Annotated in this window: 20 protein-coding genes; 12 read left to right on the forward strand and 8 right to left on the reverse strand. The window is 59.9% G+C overall.

All coding sequences use genetic code 11. From position 1 onward, the window contains the following. Window positions 1–18: 18 nt before the first annotated feature. Window positions 19–777, forward strand: a complete 759-nt coding sequence (locus EJD88_RS06410) for an SDR family NAD(P)-dependent oxidoreductase (protein WP_112196550.1) — start codon at window positions 19–21, stop codon at window positions 775–777. Here the strand turns inward: EJD88_RS06410 and EJD88_RS06415 are convergent. Beyond that, window positions 676–1,188 carry a multidrug/biocide efflux PACE transporter gene (locus EJD88_RS06415; protein WP_158877284.1) on the reverse strand — a complete coding sequence of 171 codons (513 nt, stop codon included), beginning with the start codon at window positions 1,186–1,188 and terminating at the stop codon, window positions 676–678. The two genes, EJD88_RS06410 and EJD88_RS06415, sit on opposite strands and share 102 nt — an antisense overlap. Window positions 1,189–1,276: 88 nt before the next feature. Here EJD88_RS06415 and EJD88_RS06420 point away from each other — a divergent pair, with 88 nt between their 5' ends. Further along, complete coding sequence (locus EJD88_RS06420; RefSeq protein WP_158877286.1) at window positions 1,277–2,131, forward strand: LysR family transcriptional regulator; 855 nt, start codon at window positions 1,277–1,279, stop codon at window positions 2,129–2,131. A gap of 26 nt (window positions 2,132–2,157) precedes the next feature. Here EJD88_RS06420 and EJD88_RS06425 read toward each other — a convergent pair whose 3' ends face one another. From EJD88_RS06425 to EJD88_RS06440, 4 genes are read right to left on the reverse strand one after another with little or no spacing between them, the layout of a single operon-like run. Continuing rightward, the gene (locus EJD88_RS06425; protein ID WP_158877288.1) at window positions 2,158–3,384 is read right to left on the reverse strand and encodes an RNA polymerase sigma factor; all 1,227 of its coding nucleotides are present in this window, start codon (window positions 3,382–3,384) and stop codon (window positions 2,158–2,160) included. Continuing rightward, window positions 3,381–3,857 (reverse strand): SRPBCC family protein, encoded by a 477-nt coding sequence (locus EJD88_RS06430; protein WP_158877290.1) that lies wholly within the window; start codon window positions 3,855–3,857, stop codon window positions 3,381–3,383. Before EJD88_RS06430 ends, EJD88_RS06425 begins: the two co-directional genes overlap by 4 nt. A gap of 34 nt (window positions 3,858–3,891) precedes the next feature. Beyond that, a complete protein-coding gene (locus tag EJD88_RS06435; protein ID WP_158877292.1) occupies window positions 3,892–4,236 on the reverse strand; it encodes a YciI family protein in 345 nt (114 codons plus the stop codon). Window positions 4,237–4,277: 41 nt separating this feature from the next. Further along, window positions 4,278–4,682, reverse strand: coding sequence for a nuclear transport factor 2 family protein (locus EJD88_RS06440; RefSeq protein WP_158877294.1), 405 nt, complete (start codon window positions 4,680–4,682; stop codon window positions 4,278–4,280). A 145-nt stretch (window positions 4,683–4,827) separates the two neighbouring features. Here EJD88_RS06440 and EJD88_RS06445 point away from each other — a divergent pair, with 145 nt between their 5' ends. The 3 genes from EJD88_RS06445 to EJD88_RS06455 are packed head-to-tail and all read left to right on the forward strand — an operon-like array spanning window position 4,828 to window position 6,841. Next, window positions 4,828–5,343, forward strand: a complete 516-nt coding sequence (locus tag EJD88_RS06445; protein ID WP_158877296.1) for an N-acetyltransferase — start codon at window positions 4,828–4,830, stop codon at window positions 5,341–5,343. 42 nt (window positions 5,344–5,385) lie between these two features. Beyond that, entirely contained in the window at window positions 5,386–5,640 is a 255-nt protein-coding gene (locus tag EJD88_RS06450) for a helix-turn-helix domain-containing protein (RefSeq protein WP_158877298.1), read from the forward strand. Further along, window positions 5,633–6,841, forward strand: a complete 1,209-nt coding sequence (locus EJD88_RS06455) for a type II toxin-antitoxin system HipA family toxin (RefSeq protein WP_158877300.1) — start codon at window positions 5,633–5,635, stop codon at window positions 6,839–6,841. The genes EJD88_RS06450 and EJD88_RS06455 overlap by 8 nt, the downstream gene beginning before the upstream one ends. 45 nt (window positions 6,842–6,886) lie before the next feature. Here the strand turns inward: EJD88_RS06455 and EJD88_RS06460 are convergent, their stop codons facing one another. Further along, complete coding sequence (locus tag EJD88_RS06460) at window positions 6,887–7,369, reverse strand: GyrI-like domain-containing protein (protein WP_158877302.1); 483 nt, start codon at window positions 7,367–7,369, stop codon at window positions 6,887–6,889. A 195-nt stretch (window positions 7,370–7,564) separates the two neighbouring features. Here EJD88_RS06460 and alaC point away from each other — a divergent pair, with 195 nt between their 5' ends. Beyond that, window positions 7,565–8,782 (forward strand): alanine transaminase, encoded by a 1,218-nt coding sequence (alaC, locus tag EJD88_RS06465; protein ID WP_099585420.1) that lies wholly within the window; start codon window positions 7,565–7,567, stop codon window positions 8,780–8,782. A gap of 75 nt (window positions 8,783–8,857) precedes the next feature. Here the strand turns inward: alaC and EJD88_RS06470 are convergent, their stop codons facing one another. Together EJD88_RS06470 and EJD88_RS06475 are read right to left on the reverse strand one after the other, a co-directional pair. Continuing rightward, complete coding sequence (locus EJD88_RS06470) at window positions 8,858–10,210, reverse strand: GntP family permease (protein ID WP_099585421.1); 1,353 nt, start codon at window positions 10,208–10,210, stop codon at window positions 8,858–8,860. Between the two features lie 84 nt (window positions 10,211–10,294). Next, on the reverse strand, window positions 10,295–10,828 hold the full coding sequence (locus EJD88_RS06475) for a gluconokinase (RefSeq protein WP_158877304.1): 534 nt from the start codon (window positions 10,826–10,828) through the stop codon (window positions 10,295–10,297). 212 nt (window positions 10,829–11,040) lie between these two features. Between EJD88_RS06475 and EJD88_RS06480 the strand changes: the two genes are divergently transcribed. From EJD88_RS06480 to EJD88_RS06505, 6 genes are all read left to right on the forward strand, one after another. After that, on the forward strand, window positions 11,041–12,072 hold the full coding sequence (locus EJD88_RS06480) for a LacI family DNA-binding transcriptional regulator (protein ID WP_160385037.1): 1,032 nt from the start codon (window positions 11,041–11,043) through the stop codon (window positions 12,070–12,072). Between the two features lie 179 nt (window positions 12,073–12,251). Continuing rightward, entirely contained in the window at window positions 12,252–12,491 is a 240-nt protein-coding gene (locus EJD88_RS06485; RefSeq protein WP_158877308.1) for a DUF6124 family protein, read from the forward strand. A 92-nt stretch (window positions 12,492–12,583) separates the two neighbouring features. Continuing rightward, the gene (locus tag EJD88_RS06490; protein ID WP_158877311.1) at window positions 12,584–13,216 is read left to right on the forward strand and encodes a glutathione S-transferase family protein; all 633 of its coding nucleotides are present in this window, start codon (window positions 12,584–12,586) and stop codon (window positions 13,214–13,216) included. 176 nt (window positions 13,217–13,392) lie between these two features. After that, window positions 13,393–13,899, forward strand: a complete 507-nt coding sequence (locus EJD88_RS06495; protein ID WP_158877313.1) for a hypothetical protein — start codon at window positions 13,393–13,395, stop codon at window positions 13,897–13,899. A 269-nt stretch (window positions 13,900–14,168) separates the two neighbouring features. After that, complete coding sequence (locus EJD88_RS06500; protein WP_158877315.1) at window positions 14,169–14,606, forward strand: GNAT family N-acetyltransferase; 438 nt, start codon at window positions 14,169–14,171, stop codon at window positions 14,604–14,606. A gap of 59 nt (window positions 14,607–14,665) precedes the next feature. Next, window positions 14,666–15,484 carry a class I SAM-dependent methyltransferase gene (locus EJD88_RS06505; RefSeq protein ID WP_158877317.1) on the forward strand — a complete coding sequence of 273 codons (819 nt, stop codon included), beginning with the start codon at window positions 14,666–14,668 and terminating at the stop codon, window positions 15,482–15,484. The last annotated feature ends 98 nt before the right edge of the window (window positions 15,485–15,582 follow it).

Genomic DNA, 15,582 nt, shown 5'->3' on the forward strand with positions numbered 1-15,582 from the left:
TCTGAAGAGGACTGCACCATGACCCGTAAAATCGCATTGATCACCGGCGCCAGCCGTGGCTTGGGTAGAAACGCCGCTTTGCACCTGGCGGCGCAAGGCGTGGACATCATTGGCACTTATCACAGCAAGGCCGACGAGGCGCAGGCATTGGTGGCCGACATCGAACAATTGGGTGGCCGCGCCGCCATGCTGCAACTGGACGTAAGCCAAAGCGCGACGTTCGAAGGTTTTGTCGGCGACGTTGCCGGCGTGCTCAAGGATGTTTTCGCACAGGAACACTTCGACTTTCTGATCAACAACGCCGGGATTGGCATTCACGCCAGTTTTGCCGAGACCACCGAAGCCCAGTTCGACCAACTGGTGGCGATCCAATTCAAGGGCCCGTTTTTCCTGACGCAGAAGTTGTTGCCGTTGATCCGTGACGGCGGCCGCATCCTCAATGTCTCCAGTGGCCTGGCGCGTTTCAGCCTGCCTGGCTATGCCGCCTACGCGGCGATGAAAGGCGCGATGGAAGTGCTGACCCGCTACCAGGCCAAAGAGCTGGGTGGGCGCGGGATCAGCGTCAACATCCTGGCCCCGGGTGCGATTGAAACCGACTTCGGCGGCGGCGCCGTGCGTGACAACGCCAACCTCAACGCGATGGTCGCGAACAACACCGCCCTGGGTCGCGCCGGCTTACCGGACGATATCGGTGGCGCGATTGCCAGCCTGCTGGCAGACGGCAGCCAGTGGATCACCGGGCAACGCATCGAGGCGTCGGGCGGCATGTTTCTGTAGGAGCTTGTCGCGCAATACGTCATAGCCCCAGTGATACACATAGGTGTACGGCAGGAAGAACAGCAGCACACCTATGTCGAGTATAAACGCCTGCATCAGGCTGATATTCAGCCACGCCGCAATCAGCGGGACGCACACCAGGATCAGGCCTCCTTCAAACATCAGCGCGTGCAGCACGCGGGTCCAGCCGTTGTTGGCCAGTTGCAGGCGTGCCTTGAGGCGGTCGAACAGGCCGTTGAAGATCACGTTCCAGGTCAACGCCATCAGGCTGATCGCCAGGGTGACCATGCCCATTTCCAGGGCGGGTTTGTCCATGATCCACGCCAGCAGCGGGGTGCAGATCAACAACGCCAGGGCCTCGAAACCAATGGCCTGGCAAACGCGTTCGGTGAGGGATTTGGTAGGGCTCATGAGCCGTCTCCGTGAGTGAGGATGGTTGCCATCATTACCCTTTGACTCGATACTTCATAACCAATAACCATCGATCAAGGCGATAGTCATGGCCTCCAATGAAGTGCTGCAGGCGTTTGTCCAGGCGGCCACCCAAGGCTCGTTTTCGGCGGCGGCGCGCAAGCTGGGCAAAAGCCAATCCACAGTCAGTGCGGCAGTCGCCAGCCTGGAGATTGACTTGGATGTGGTGCTGTTTGATCGCAGCAGCCGCAAGCCGACGCTGACCCAGGCCGGCCACGTATTGCTGCAACGGGCCGAGCAGGTGCTGGAGGCCAGCAGCCGCCTGGAGCTGGCGGCGAGCCAGTTGGCTCAAGGCTTGGAGCCGAAGCTGACCATCGCCATGTCCGATACCTACCAGTCGGACCGCTTCGAGATCGCCCTGCGGTCGTTCGACGAGCGCTACCCGGACCTTGAACTTGAATGCCTGATTGCCGAATGCGAAGACTTGATCGCCCTGGTACAGAGCGGCCGGGCGCAGATTGCGTTTATCGAACAACAAGACACCTATCCGCCCGACCTCACCGGCGCACCGGTGGAAGAGCGCACCGAAATCGCGCTGTATGTGGCGCCCAGCCACCCGTTGGCCCGACTGGACAGCATTCCCGCTGATACCTTGCAGCAACACCGCGAACTGCGCCTGGCCAGCATCATCAACCCGAATGAAACCCGCGCCAGCGGCCGCGTATGGTCAGCCCCCAGTTACCTGATGCTGATGGAGATGGCGCAGTTGGGTTTCGGCTGGGCGCCCCTGCCGCGCTGGCTGGTAGAGCGGTTTGACGCAGGCCAGTTGGTGGAGCTCAAAGCGCGTGGTTGGCCGCGCTCGGTGGCCGTGGATGCACTGTGGTCACGCCACCACCCACCGGGGCCGGCGGGGAGCTGGTTGTTGGGCAAGATGCTGGAGTGACGAACCCGCCCTGGCGACCCTGGAGATTAATGCCGGGAGGAAGATTCGAGTTCAGTCAGGCGGCTTTCGAGGAAGCGTTTTTCGGGGATCTGCTGGGTCAGGGACAGGGCTTTTTCGTAGGCGACGCGCGCGTCTTCGCCCCGCCCCAAGCGCCGACAGAACTCGCCCCGCGCCGAATGCGCGAGGTGGTAATCCAGCAACTCGCCCCGCGCCAGAATCGCCTCCACCTGCTGTAATCCCGCCAGCGGGCCATCGCGCATGGCTACGGCAACGGCACGGTTGAGCTCAATCACCGGCGACGGCCACGCCCTGAGCAATACGTCGTAGAGCCCGACAATCTGCGGCCAATCGGTCGCCCCGGCGCTCGGCGCTTCGGCATGCACTGCGGCAATCGCGGCTTGCAGGCAATACGGCCCAAAGCGTTGTGTGGTAAGCGCCTGTTCCACCAGCGTGCAGCCTTCAGCGATCAAGGACTTGTCCCACAGCGAACGATCCTGTTTCTCCAGCAACACCAGTTCGCCGCTGGCCGAGGTGCGCGCCGCACGCCGCGATTGGTGCAGCAGCATCAGCGCCAGCAGGCCCATCACTTCCGGCTCGGGCAGCAACTCCATGAGCAAGCGGGCCAGGCGAATGGCTTCGCGGGTTAAGTCCTCGCGGGTGAGGTCTGCGCCGATGGACGCCGAATAGCCCTCGTTGAATACCAGGTAGATCACCCGCAGCACGCTGTCGAGGCGCTCGGGCAATTCGGCCAGTGATGGCACTTGATAGGGAATTCTGGCCTCACGGATCTTGCCCTTGGCCCGCACGATGCGCTGGGCAATGGTGGCGGGCGTGGCCAGGAAAGCCCGGGCGATTTCCTCGGTGGTGAGGTCGCAGATCTCACGCAAGGTCAGCGCCGCCTGGGCATCGGCCGCCAGCGCCGGGTGACAGCAGGTAAAGATCAGGCGCAGGCGGTCGTCTTCCACATCCTCATCGCTCCAATCAGCGGCCTCCAATGCGTCGGCCTGCGCCTGCAATAACGGGGTAAACCGTGCCTGGCGGCGCAGGCGGTCGATGGCCTTGAAGCGCCCGGTCGACACCAGCCAGGCCCGTGGATGGCTCGGCACGCCGTCGTGCGGCCAGCGCTCGACCGCGACAAAGAACGCCTCGTGCAAGGCTTCTTCGGCGAGGTCGAAATCACCGAGCAGGCGGATCAGGGTGGCGAGCACACGCCGCGATTCGCTGCGGTAGATCGCCTCGATCTGCGGCGTCAATCGCGCATCTCTTTGGTCACCAGTTGCACTAAGCGGTCCAGGCTCTGGCCCCAGCCATCATGGAAACCCATGGCTTCGTGGGCTTGTTTGTCTTCGGCATTCCAATGCATGGCGCGGGCGGTGTAGAGGGTTTTGCCGGCCTGTTCTTCAAAGGTCACTTCGGCGCTCATGAACGGCTTGCCGGACGGGATCCAGCCCGGCAGGAAGGCATCGGTGAACACCAGGCGATTGGGCGCGTCGATCTCCAGGAACACGCCTTGGGTCGGGTACTCACTGCCATCCGGTGCGCGCATCAGGGTGCGAAACAGTCCGCCGACCCACAGGTTCATTTCGCACTCGGGGGTGGTCATGCCGTGGGGGCCCCACCATCGTTGCAGCAAGGCGGGCTCGGTCCAGGCGCGGAACACCCGGCTGCGCGGGGCATCGATCAAGCGGCTGATGGACAGTTCAAATTCGGCAGGTTGCTGGGACATGGGATAAACCTCCTGAGTAGTGGTTTTGTTGTTGTCAGAGATTCAATTCACGCACGGGGCGTACTTCGACACTACCGACCCTGGCGGCCGGAATGCCACCGGCCACCTGGATCGCGTCGTTCAAGTCACGGGCTTCGATCAGGTAAAACCCGGCGAGCTGCTCCTTGGTTTCGGCAAACGGCCCGTCGGTGATCGACAGCTTGCCGTTGCGCATGCGCACCGTGGTGGCGGTGGTCACCGACTCCAGCGGCTCGGCGGCGAGCATGCGGCCACTGGCCTGCACGGACTTGGCGTAGGCAAGGCACTCCGGGTCGGCCGGGCTGTCAGGCGAGGTGTGCAGCACCTGTTCGTTGCTGTAGATCAGGCACAGGTATTTCATGGCGTTCTCCGTTTTGGACTACTGACTATAGTTCGCGACGCTCAAGGTTTCAGGTCGAACAGCGCAGCGCCGCTTTGCATGTCGAAGGGAGCCGACCAGTGCTCATGCACTACGCGCCACTGGCCATTGATACGTTGATAACCGGCGGTGACGCGCATCCAGCACGCCTTATCTGCACCGCCGCAGTGCGCCAGCCAGTGGGCGAAGGCGCTGTCCTGGGCCTCAACAATGCGCAGTTCGTGGAACTCGAAAATGCCGGGGCCAGGACAGTGCTTCATGCATTCCTCCCAGTGTGCGCGGTAAGCCGCCTTGCCTTTGAATTGCAGGGCGGTGACGGCGTCGAACGAGACGATATCGTCGGCGTAAAAGCTGACAATTTTATCGATATCCGCACCGATGACGGCCTGTTTCCATTGTTCGATCAGGGTATTGATTGCAGTGCTCATGGCGATACTCCTTGGGGTGCAAAAATCATCGAAGACACCCTTAGTCGAACGTGCTCGGAGCAAATCGACAGCCCACTGAAAAATAATTTCGCCTTCGGTAAACCCGATAAACTGCGCCCTTATTTGCAGCCGTTCGGACGTTCCGATGCAAACCTGTCTTGTCGCCTATGAGGCGCTGAATGCCGTGCAACAACAGCAAGTCAGCGCCATCGAAGTCCACCCTGAGCAACTGCCGTTTTGCGGCGACATGTATTGCGCGCTCAATTCGCTGCTGGCCAAGCCCAGCCCTGGCGTCAAAGGCTTTGCCCTGCTGGCCGATGACATCCCGGTCGCCTTCCTTTTGCTCAAACGCCCGCCCTGCCTGCCCCATTGGGCGGATGAACACAGCGCCACGCTGCATGCGCTGCAGGTGGATCGGCGGCAACAGGGCATGGGGTTTGGTAAAGCGTGTTTGCAGGCGCTGCCGGCGGTAGCGCTTGAGGCGTGGCCGCAGATCAAGGGGCTGGAGTTGTCGGTAGATACAGCCAATGTGGCAGCGATGGCGTTGTATCTGGGAGCGGGATGGGTGGATAGCGGGGAGGCGTACAAAGGACGGGTTGGTTATGAAAGGCGGCTGAGCCGGGCGTTTGGTCGGAGTAACCTTGACACCTTAAAAATGTAACGTATACATGACATATCCCAGCAAAAGTAATGAATACGTGACATGGACACTTCAATAATTACCCAACGACTCGCCGAACAAGTCCGCTCTATGCGCCTCAACCGTGGCTATACGCAAGCATATATGGCCCAGCTCTCAGGAATTACCCGGCAAAAACTGATCGAAATTGAACAAGGAAGCCCGTCGGTTTCCATGAATGCTTATGCTCGCGTGATTGCGGCGTTAGACAGCGAAGTGAAATTGACGCCCGCCTCCAAGCCAACACTGGAAGAGCTGAGGGACGTGTTCAATGACTAGTGGCAGTTTGCGAGTCCACACCCCTCAAGGTGACAGCGGCAGCGTGTTGACGAGTGCTGACGACTACCTGTTTCGTTATGTCGATACTGCGGGTCCAGCTTGCGCAATCAGTCTCACAATGCCGGCACGCGCGGAAGAATATCGGCGCCGAGAACTGCACCCCATCTTCCAGATGAATCTGCCGGAAGGATATCTTCTGGAACAACTGCGCAATCGTCTCGCCAAAACGGTCAAGGTCGACCCGATGCTGCTGCTGGCCTTGTCGGGTAGCAGCGCGCCTATAGGCCGGGTATTCGTTTCTTCGGATCAAGTGAACGAACTGATCCAACGTAACAGCCCGCCCGCATCTGGAGAAAAACTCGACGAAATTCTTGCTTGGGACGGCGCGCAAGATCTGTTTGCCGAGCTTGTGGAACGCTACATCCTGCGAGCAGGCATTTCTGGAGTGCAACCCAAGGTACTCGTCCCGGAAAAGCCTCAGGCATCCGAGTCGAAATTCACCTCGAAAACCAATGATCTGATTATCAAAAGCGGACGCGACGAGTTTCCGGGGTTGGCCATCAATGAGTACCTGTGCATGTCCGTTGCCCGGGACACAGGCCTGCCCGTGCCCCCTTTTTATCTTTCACAGAACCATAAGCTGTTCATCATGCGGCGCTTTGACCGGGACGAACAACTCAACCCGCTGGGCTTCGAAGACATGACCACGCTGATGGGCCTGACTGCCGAACAAAAGTACACGAAGAGCTACGCCACCATTGCCAAAGCCGTACGCGTGTTCTGTTCGCCAGAGCATATACGCAGCTCGCTCGATCAGTTGTTTGATAGCGTGGCACTGAGTTGCATCGTAGGAAATGGCGATGCCCACTTGAAGAATTTCGGCGTGCTTTACAGTGATCTGGTGAAATCGGATACACGACTTGCCCCGGCGTACGATATCGCGAACACCACTGCTTATATCCCCGAAGATTCACTCGCGCTGGACTTGAGCGGCAACAAATCTATGTTTGCTTCACGCTTGGGCATCCTTGAGTTTGCGCGAACCTGCGAAGTCGAAAACCCCGAAGCACGCATCCAGGCCTTGCTTCAAACCCTGGAAGTCGTGCTCAAGCGCGAAGACGAATATTGCAGGCTGGCGCCTGATGTCGCCAAAGCCATACGGCAATCCGCCGAGGTGTACCAACGCAGCTTTGGCGGCTGACGCGCCTCTGCGGGCGCCAGCAAGCCAGCGCCTCCATGAGAGCAGTCAGCCCCTCTCTCCAACCGGCAGCCAGATCTCCACTGTTCCCGTGCCTTTCCTCGCATCAAAATCCGCGCTGTAGCGCTCGAAATCCGCCCCCATTACCTTGTAGCCCGAGTGCGGCAACCACTCGAACATGATGCGCTCGTAGGTCTGTTCCAACGCCTGCACCGGGCCGGAATGCGCGAACACGGCGTAGTTGAGCGGTGGAATTTCGATTACTTCGAAGTTGCTCGGCACGTCGCTTTTGCCGGGGACTTCCACGCCGGCCATGTAGTCGAATTCGCCGTGCTGGGGGTTATGGCAAACGCCGTAGGTCACCCCGCCGATACGCTTTTTGATGTCCTTGATGCAGGTGTCGAACAGTTCCCACAACCTGGGAATATCGCCCACCGTCGCCTTGGAATAACGCCCCTTCACCCCTGCGATTACCAGCGCCTTGCCTGCTTCCATGCGTGGCTCTAACGGTTGTTTTGTCTGCTGATCCATACGAACAGTCTCCTTCTTATAAGGGAACAAACCCGCATCGAGTATAGGGGCATATCCAGGCTTCGCTCCACGCAGAAAATTTTCCTACACATCTGGACAACTGGCCATCACGGGTCGTATTGTCTGCCCCGCAGGCCACCGCAGTGGCCGACGTCGCTCGGACGGTTCCGGGCGCTTACGTACTTCGAGGCAACAATGGCCGACCAAGGTTCGCCGCGCCGCTTTGCGCGCATAGATCGACTCCCCCCTTATGTTTTCAATATCACTGCCGAGCTGAAGATGGCTGCGCGTCGGCGCGGCGAAGACATCATCGACTTGAGCATGGGCAACCCCGACGGCGCCACGCCGCCGCACATTGTCGAGAAACTCGTACAAGTCGCCCAGCGTGAAGACACTCACGGTTACTCCACCTCCAAAGGCATTCCGCGTCTGCGCCGGGCGATTTCGCGCTGGTACAAAGACCGTTATGAAGTGGACATCGACCCCGAGTCGGAAGCCATCGTGACCATCGGTTCCAAGGAAGGCCTGGCGCACTTGATGCTGGCTACCCTGGACCAGGGCGACACCGTGCTGGTGCCCAACCCGAGCTACCCGATTCATATCTACGGTGCCGTGATTGCCGGCGCCCAAGTGCGTTCGGTGCCGCTGGTGCCGGGCGTGGACTTCTTCGCCGAGCTGGAACGGGCGATTCGCGGCTCGATCCCCAAGCCCAAGATGATGATTCTTGGTTTCCCGTCCAACCCCACCGCGCAGTGTGTGGAACTGGATTTCTTCGAGCGCGTGATTGCGCTGGCCAAGCAGTACGACGTGCTGGTGATCCACGATTTGGCCTACGCCGATATCGTCTACGACGGCTGGAAAGCCCCGTCGATCATGCAGGTGCCCGGCGCCAAAGACATTGCGGTGGAGTTTTTCACCCTGTCCAAGAGCTACAACATGGCCGGCTGGCGCATCGGTTTCATGGTCGGCAACCCGGAACTGGTCAACGCCTTGGCACGGATCAAGAGTTACCACGATTACGGCACCTTCACCCCGCTGCAAGTGGCGGCGATTGCTGCGCTGGAAGGCGATCAACAGTGCGTGAAAGACATCGCCGAGCAGTACCGCCAGCGCCGCAATGTGCTGGTCAAAGGCCTGCATGAATTGGGCTGGATGGTGGAGAATCCCAAGGCGTCGATGTACGTCTGGGCGAAGATTCCCGAGCAGTACGCGGCCATGGGCTCGCTGGAATTTGCCAAGAAACTGCTGCTGGAAGCGAAGGTGTGTGTGTCGCCGGGGATTGGTTTTGGCGAATATGGCGATGACCATGTGCGCTTTGCGCTGATCGAAAACCAGGACCGGATTCGCCAGGCGGTGCGGGGGATTCGCGGGATGTTCAGGGCGGATGGGGCGGTGCAAAAACCTGTAGCTTGACGCGATCAAAATGTGGGAGGGGGCTTGCCCCCTCCCACATTTGATTGCATTCCAACATTTGTCTGGTGGTGTGGCTTACACCACCAACGACAGCAACATGATGAAAATCAGCGCCACCACCGACAGGATGGTCTCCATCGCCGTCCAGGTCTTGAAGGTCTCGGCCACGGTCATGTTGAAGTACTGCTTCACCAGCCAGAACCCTGCATCGTTGACGTGCGACAGGATCAACGAACCCGCCCCCGTCGCCAACACCAGCAGCTCGCGGTTGACCCCTGGGATCATCCCCACCACCGGCACCACAATGCCCGCGCCCGTGATGGTGGCGACCGTCGCCGAACCCGTGGCGATACGAATCACCGCCGCCACCAGCCACGCCAGCAGGATCGGGTTGATCTGCGCGTTCACCGCCATATGGCCGATCACGTCACCCACGCCGCTGGTCACCAGCATCTGCTTGAAGCCACCACCGGCACCGATGATCAGGATGATTGCGGCGGTCGGCGCGAGGCTGGCGTCGAGCAGCTTGAGGATTTGCTTGGAGTGGATGCCCTGGCGCGTGCCAAAGGTGTAGAGCGACAGCAGCAACGCCAACAGCAGTGCACTGATCGGGTGACCGATCATGTCCATCCAGTTGCGTACCACATTGCCTTCGGCAAACGCGATGTCGGCGAAGGTTTTGAGCAGCATCAGGAACACCGGCAGCAGCACGGTGATCAGGGTGACGCTGAAGCTCGGCAGCGACTTGTTATCAGTCTCGCGGGCCAGTTGATCGACCAGTTCCTGGGACGGGTTGCCCGGAATGTACTTGGCGATAAACGTACCGAAGATCGGGCCGGCGATAATGGCGGTCGGCAGTGCGACGATCAGGCCGTACAGGATGGTCTTGCCGATGTCCGCGCCAAACACGCCAATGGCCAGTAACGGGCCAGGGTGCGGCGGCACCAGGCCGTGCACTGCCGACAGGCCGGCGAGCAGCGGGATGCCGATCTTGATCAGCGACACGCCGGTGCGGCGCGCCACGATGAACACCAGCGGGATCAGCAGTACAAAACCGATTTCGAAGAACAGCGGGATGCCCACCAGGAACGCGGCGAACATCATGGCCCACTGGACCTTCTCTTTGCCAAAGGCGCGGATCAGGGTTTGGGCGATCTGATCGGCGCCGCCGGACTCGGCCATCATCTTGCCGAGCATGGTGCCCAGCGCGAGGATGATGCCGACAAAGCCGAGCACCCCGCCGAAACCGTCCTGGAAGGCCTTGATGATCTTGTCCACGGGCATGCCCGAGGTCAGGCCGAGGAAACCGGCCGCGATGATCAGTGCGATGAACGGGTGGACCTTGAACTTGGTGATCAGAACGATCAACCCGATGATAGTGACGACTGCGTCTAGTAGCAGGTACGACTCGTGGGACATGCCAAACATGGGGGGTCTCTCCTGTTTGTTGTTGTTATTAAAGCGGGTATTCAATTTATCGCCGGGGATAGCGCTATCTTTTCCGGCAAAAAATTATTGAGTTCGTTCAAAACCGTGTCGCAGCCACCAGGCGTTGGTCTGCTTGGCCAGTTCCTCGACACTGTCTTCACTGGCGTTGAGGGCCAGGGTCAGCGGCTCGCCCACGGGCGATTCAAGGGTGGCGAACTGGCTGTCGATCAAGCTTGCCGGCATGAAATGACCGGGCCGATGGGACACACGGTCGGAGGCCACTTCGCGGGTCAGCTCAAGAAATACGAAACCCAGGCCCGGCGCGGCTTCGCGCAGGTGGTCGCGGTATTTTTTCTTGAGCGCCGAACAGGTCAGCACCGGATGTTCACCCGCTTTGAGCGAGCGGCGCAGTTCAGCGCACAGGATGTCGAGCCAGCCGGCGCGGTCGTCGTCGTTGAGGGGGTGGCCGGCGCTCATCTTTTCGATGTTCGCGGCAGGGTGAAAGCTGTCGCCTTCAATCGCGGTGGCGCCGTTCAGCCGGCACAGGGCCTCGCTGACACTGGTCTTGCCACAGCCGGCAACACCCATGATGACCAGGGCAGTAACAGGTTGACTCATGAAACACCTCAGGACGCAGATAGCGCTACCTTTGCACGCTGTAAGGCTAGTGCAAAAACAGGCTTTTCCCGCGCCGTCTTGTCATTTTTATGGAGTGACGCGTGCATCCGCTCCAAGCATTTGAACCGGATCAGGCAACCCAGCATTCAATAATTTGCAGCCATTTGGAGACAGCGCTACCTTAGTGCCTCGATTTTTGTTTGGCAAGCCGCCTGATGACCTCTAAGAACGATAAAAATACGCGCACTACGGGTCGCCCGACCCTCAACGAAGTCGCCCGTCTGGCTGGCGTCAGCCCGATTACCGCTTCACGCGCGCTGCGCGGCATCAGCACCGTAGCCGTTGAACTGGTAGAAAAAGTGCAGCAGGCCGCCGCCGAACTCAACTACGTGGTCAACCCCGCCGCCCGCGCCCTGGCCTCGGCCCAGAGCCATTCGGTGGTGGTATTGGTGCCGTCGTTGTCCAACCTGCTGTTTATCGAAACCCTCGAAGCCATCCACCAGGTGCTGCGGCCCAAGGGCTTCGAAGTGCTGATCGGCAACTCTCACTATTCCCGGGATGAAGAAGAAAACCTGCTGCGCAACTACATGGCCTACCAGCCTCGGGGTTTGCTGCTGACTGGTTTCGACCGCACCGAAAGCGCCCGACGAATGGTCGAGGCGAGCAATGTGCCCTGCGTTTATATGATGGACCTTGACCCGAATGCAGGCGTGAACTGCGTGGGCTTCTCGCAATTGGCCGCCGGCGAAACAGCCGCGGCGCATTTGCTGTCTCGTGGCCGCAAGCGCCTGGCCTACATCGGCGCACAATTGGACCAACGCACCCTGCTGCGTGGCGAAGGCTTCCGCCGCGCCCTGCAACAGGCGGGGATGTACGACCCGGCGCTGGAACTGCTGACGCCGCGTCCTTCCTCCGTGGGCCTGGGCGGCGAGTTGTTCCTGCAGTTACTGGCTGCCCATCCGGACGTGGATGCAGTTTTCTTCGGCAACGATGACTTGGCCCAGGGTGCGCTGCTCGAAGCCATGCGCCATGGCATCAAGGTGCCAGAGCGCGTGGCGGTGCTGGGCTTCAACGACCTGCCCGCGTCGTCCTTTATGGTGCCGCGCTTGAGCAGCATCAGCACACCACGTGAGGCGATTGGTCGACGTGCGGCGGAGCATTTATTGACGATCATGGCGGGCAACAAGATCGCCAAGCCGGTGGTTGATATGGGGTTTGAGTTGCAGGTGCGGGAAAGCACGTAGGACGCTTGTAGGACCGGGCTGACATTGCTGTGAGCACTACGCCCGATTGCCTACACTTACGTCAGAATCAGCTGGCTTGTGCGCCTGGGTGGCGGTCTCTAAGGTTTACCGGTCGCTGAATGTTTCGGTGATCGGGTTTAGAAGCCCACCTTTGGACTCCCTGGACCAGGAGCACTGAAATGCTGAAAGCCGTCGAAAAACCATCAGGCACGCTCTTCACCGTAATCCCCGATGTCTCCACCGAAACACTGTTGATCAACAGCTACGAAACCGTATGTTCGGTCAGCACCTTGTTGCTTGACCTGTCCGATGACCTCAGCGGTAAACAGCGTGATGTGGCATTGGCTATTCATCAGTTGAGTGAGCTCTCGGTCCTGCTGGTTGGCAAGGCCATGGACCAGCACGCACCGCGCTGTTAAGACCCGCATTTTTTACCGCTCCCGCCTGGAAATATCGCCGTCGATTGCGACCCCTGCTAGATTGGCTGCTCTCCAAATGCAAGGGAAGCACCATGGGACACTCACTGAAGATTCTGGGCCGTACTTCGTCGATCAATGTGCGCAAAGTCCTGTGGACCTGCCACGAACTGGGCATCGACTACGTGCGTGAAGATTGGGGCATCGGCTACCCCCCCACCCAATCCCCCGAATTCCTTGCCCTGAACCCCAATGCGCAAATACCGGTATTGATCGACGACCACGGCGTGTTGTGGGAGTCCAACACCATCTGCCGCTACCTGGTCAGCCTCTACCAACGCCACGACCTCTTGCCCGCCGAACCTGCGCCACGGGCCAGGGTGGAGCAATGGATGGACTGGCAGGCCACCGAGCTCAACCCTTCATGGGGCTATACGTTTCATGCGCTGGTACGCAAGCACCCGGACTACCAGGACCCGCACCGCCTCGCCGCCGGCGTACAGGCCTGGAACGACAAGATGGGCCTGCTGGAACAGCAGCTTATTCGCACAAATGCCTACGTCGCCGGCGACGAATTCACCCTCGCCGACATCCTCATCGGCCTCTCGGTGCACCGCTGGCAGATGACCCCGATGGAACACCCACGCTACGCCGCCATCGCGGCGTACTACGAACGCCTCAGACAGCGCTCGGGCTTCCAGACCTTCGCCCTCGACGGTCACAATTGAGGACATTCGCGTGATGCTGTGCATGTATTCGCCCCCGCTTTAGGCGGCAACGGCTGGCCGTTGAGGGCCAGCCATTGCCGCTGCAGCTGGGCCAGCCCCAGTAAAACCTGGGCTTTTACGCCCGGCACGCTATTTGCTCCAGCTGTCGCACCGTACATTTTCCCAGGTGACCGATCATGCTGGTTAACAACAACACCCAAGCTATATCGACCGTCCAACAGCTCAAGCGCCCCGACATGGACCCCGCCAACGCCGCCGCCAGCGCGCTGTACAGCGGCGCCGTGCAAGCCGCACAACAAAGTGTGACCGTGCCCGTCGCGCAGAAGGAACTGGACAAAGCCACCGACCGCATCGACGAAGCCTTTGCCAAGACTCGTGTGCAGTTGCAAGCCTCCACGACCGCCACCGCCTCCTCGACCGAAACGCCCGCCACCACGTCCACCACTGGCGCGCGCTCGGAATTCACTGAGTACATGAGCAAATCCCCGGCCGAGCGCATCCGTGAGCAATTGCTCAAGGAGCAGGGTTTGACCGAGGCGGACGTACAGAACATGTCCCAGGAAAAACAGGACGCGATTTCCAAGCAAGTGACCGAGCGGCTGAAGCAGCAGCAAGAGCAGCAGATAGCGGCGAAGGCGACTGATCCGGCGCAGAGTGTAAAAGAGACCCTGGCAGCGATCTAAGCCGCACAGGGGTTAAAAGCCGCTGAAGATCCATGGGCTGGACGGTGATCAGTGCCCAAACAAACCGCTCTCGGATTTCTTGGTTTTCTTGTCGGCGCGTTTTTCATCGGCGGTCTTTGCCGGTTTTTTCTTCGCGGCTTTCTTTGAATCCATACCTTTGGCCATGATGCGTGCTCCACTGAAAGGGGATGTAGCACTGGGTATAACACCGATCACCCGGCAGAAGGGGTTTATAATCCCCGCCCCTTTATCACGCCTGTCTGAACACCATGACTGAGTTGTCCATCGATCTGCTGGCAGAGCCTTTGTGGCCGCTGCTGAACAAGTTTTACCGCAGCCACAACTCGTCGATGAAGGCGCTCAAAGGCGGACGTTTATGGGTGGTACGCGAGGGCGAGATTGTCGCCGGCTTGTGCTTGACGCCGGTGACAGGCGGTCAGTGGCTGACGGGGGTGTTTGTGGCGCCTGCGTATCGCGGCCAGAGGTTGGCGGCACGCTTGGTGCATCAAGCAGTGGCGGAAGTGGAAGGCACAGTATGGCTGTTGTGCCATCCAGACTTGGAACGCCTGTATCAGCGCATGGGGTTCAGCCAGGACACCATCCTGCCCCAATCTCTCAGCGAACGGCTGGTGCGTTACAAGCGCAACAAACCGATGATTGCCATGGGCTTAGAACCGTTGGTGAGGTCGACCTCGGATAATGTGTGATCGGCGGGTACGGAGCCCATGCTAGCCTCGACGGCACAGTGGCCCTTATCAGGATGATCATGAAAACGACGCTTGCAGCCCTCTCCCTTACCGCCCTCCTCGCCCCGGCCTTGAGCCAGGCAGCCGATGCACCGATCAATGCCCAGCAATACGCCAGCGTGCTCGCCGGCAGTTGGCGCGATCCGGCCAACAGTACCCGAGATGGGTACCGGCATCCGCAGCAGACCTTGGAGTTCTTCGGTCTGGGCGCCAAACAGCGCGTGATCGAAATCACCCCCGGCGGCGGCTGGTACAGCGAAGTGCTGGCACCATTACTCAAGGACCACGGGCATTACATCGCCGCGGTGCAGGCCGCGAGCAGCAGCGCCTATGCGCGTACGTCCGAAGAGAATCTGAAAAAGAAATTCGCCGCCGACCCGACGCATTACGGCAAGGCCGAAGTGGTCGAGTTCGATCCCAAGGCGCCGGTGTTCGGCAAACCAGGTTCAGTGGACGCCGTGTACACCTTCCGCAATGTGCATAACTGGGTGCTGGCCAATACCGACGAGGCGACCTTCAAGGCGTTCTACAACGTGCTCAAACCTGGAGGTGTGCTGGGCGTCGTGGATCACCGCGCCAAGGATGGGGCCTCGCTGGAGGACATCAAGCACAGCGGTTACCTGACCACCGCCTATGTGGTGAAACTGGCCACCGACGCGGGCTTCAGGCTGGAGATACAAAGCGAGGTGAATGCCAACCCGAAAGACACCAAGGACTATCCGGATGGGGTGTGGACATTGCCGCCAGCGTTGAAGCTTGGGGAACAGGATAAGGCCAAGTATCTGGCAATCGGCGAGTCGGATCGGATGACGTTACGCTTCGTCAAACCCGCCAAATAACCTGATTTGAAATGCAATCAACTGTGGGAGGGGGCTTGCCCCCGATGGCAGAGTGTCAGCCGATGCATGAGGTGGCTGAAACACTGCCATCGGGGGCA

This window comes from Pseudomonas sp. PB105, assembly GCF_009764655.1.
Lineage (GTDB): Bacteria > Pseudomonadota > Gammaproteobacteria > Pseudomonadales > Pseudomonadaceae > Aquipseudomonas > Aquipseudomonas cyclaminis.

Bases quoted from the DNA above. Each gene is read 5' to 3' on its own strand.
- EJD88_RS06430 (WP_158877290.1), bottom strand. From the start codon at position 3,857: ATGTCCCAGCAACCTGCCGAATTTGAACTGTCCATCAGCCGCTTGATC.
- EJD88_RS06495 (WP_158877313.1), top strand. From the start codon at position 13,393: ATGCTGGTTAACAACAACACCCAAGCTATATCGACCGTCCAACAGCTC.
- EJD88_RS06460 (WP_158877302.1), bottom strand. From the start codon at position 7,369: ATGGATCAGCAGACAAAACAACCGTTAGAGCCACGCATGGAAGCAGGC.
- EJD88_RS06485 (WP_158877308.1), top strand. From the start codon at position 12,252: ATGCTGAAAGCCGTCGAAAAACCATCAGGCACGCTCTTCACCGTAATC.
- EJD88_RS06445 (WP_158877296.1), top strand. From the start codon at position 4,828: ATGCAAACCTGTCTTGTCGCCTATGAGGCGCTGAATGCCGTGCAACAA.
- EJD88_RS06435 (WP_158877292.1), bottom strand. From the start codon at position 4,236: ATGAAATACCTGTGCCTGATCTACAGCAACGAACAGGTGCTGCACACC.
- EJD88_RS06490 (WP_158877311.1), top strand. From the start codon at position 12,584: ATGGGACACTCACTGAAGATTCTGGGCCGTACTTCGTCGATCAATGTG.
- EJD88_RS06500 (WP_158877315.1), top strand. From the start codon at position 14,169: ATGACTGAGTTGTCCATCGATCTGCTGGCAGAGCCTTTGTGGCCGCTG.
- EJD88_RS06415 (WP_158877284.1), bottom strand. From the start codon at position 1,188: ATGAGCCCTACCAAATCCCTCACCGAACGCGTTTGCCAGGCCATTGGT.
- EJD88_RS06410 (WP_112196550.1), top strand. From the start codon at position 19: ATGACCCGTAAAATCGCATTGATCACCGGCGCCAGCCGTGGCTTGGGT.
- EJD88_RS06440 (WP_158877294.1), bottom strand. From the start codon at position 4,682: ATGAGCACTGCAATCAATACCCTGATCGAACAATGGAAACAGGCCGTC.
- EJD88_RS06470 (WP_099585421.1), bottom strand. From the start codon at position 10,210: ATGTTTGGCATGTCCCACGAGTCGTACCTGCTACTAGACGCAGTCGTC.
- EJD88_RS06420 (WP_158877286.1), top strand. From the start codon at position 1,277: ATGGCCTCCAATGAAGTGCTGCAGGCGTTTGTCCAGGCGGCCACCCAA.
- EJD88_RS06505 (WP_158877317.1), top strand. From the start codon at position 14,666: ATGAAAACGACGCTTGCAGCCCTCTCCCTTACCGCCCTCCTCGCCCCG.
- EJD88_RS06475 (WP_158877304.1), bottom strand. From the start codon at position 10,828: ATGAGTCAACCTGTTACTGCCCTGGTCATCATGGGTGTTGCCGGCTGT.
- EJD88_RS06455 (WP_158877300.1), top strand. From the start codon at position 5,633: ATGACTAGTGGCAGTTTGCGAGTCCACACCCCTCAAGGTGACAGCGGC.
- EJD88_RS06450 (WP_158877298.1), top strand. From the start codon at position 5,386: ATGGACACTTCAATAATTACCCAACGACTCGCCGAACAAGTCCGCTCT.
- alaC (WP_099585420.1), top strand. From the start codon at position 7,565: ATGGCCGACCAAGGTTCGCCGCGCCGCTTTGCGCGCATAGATCGACTC.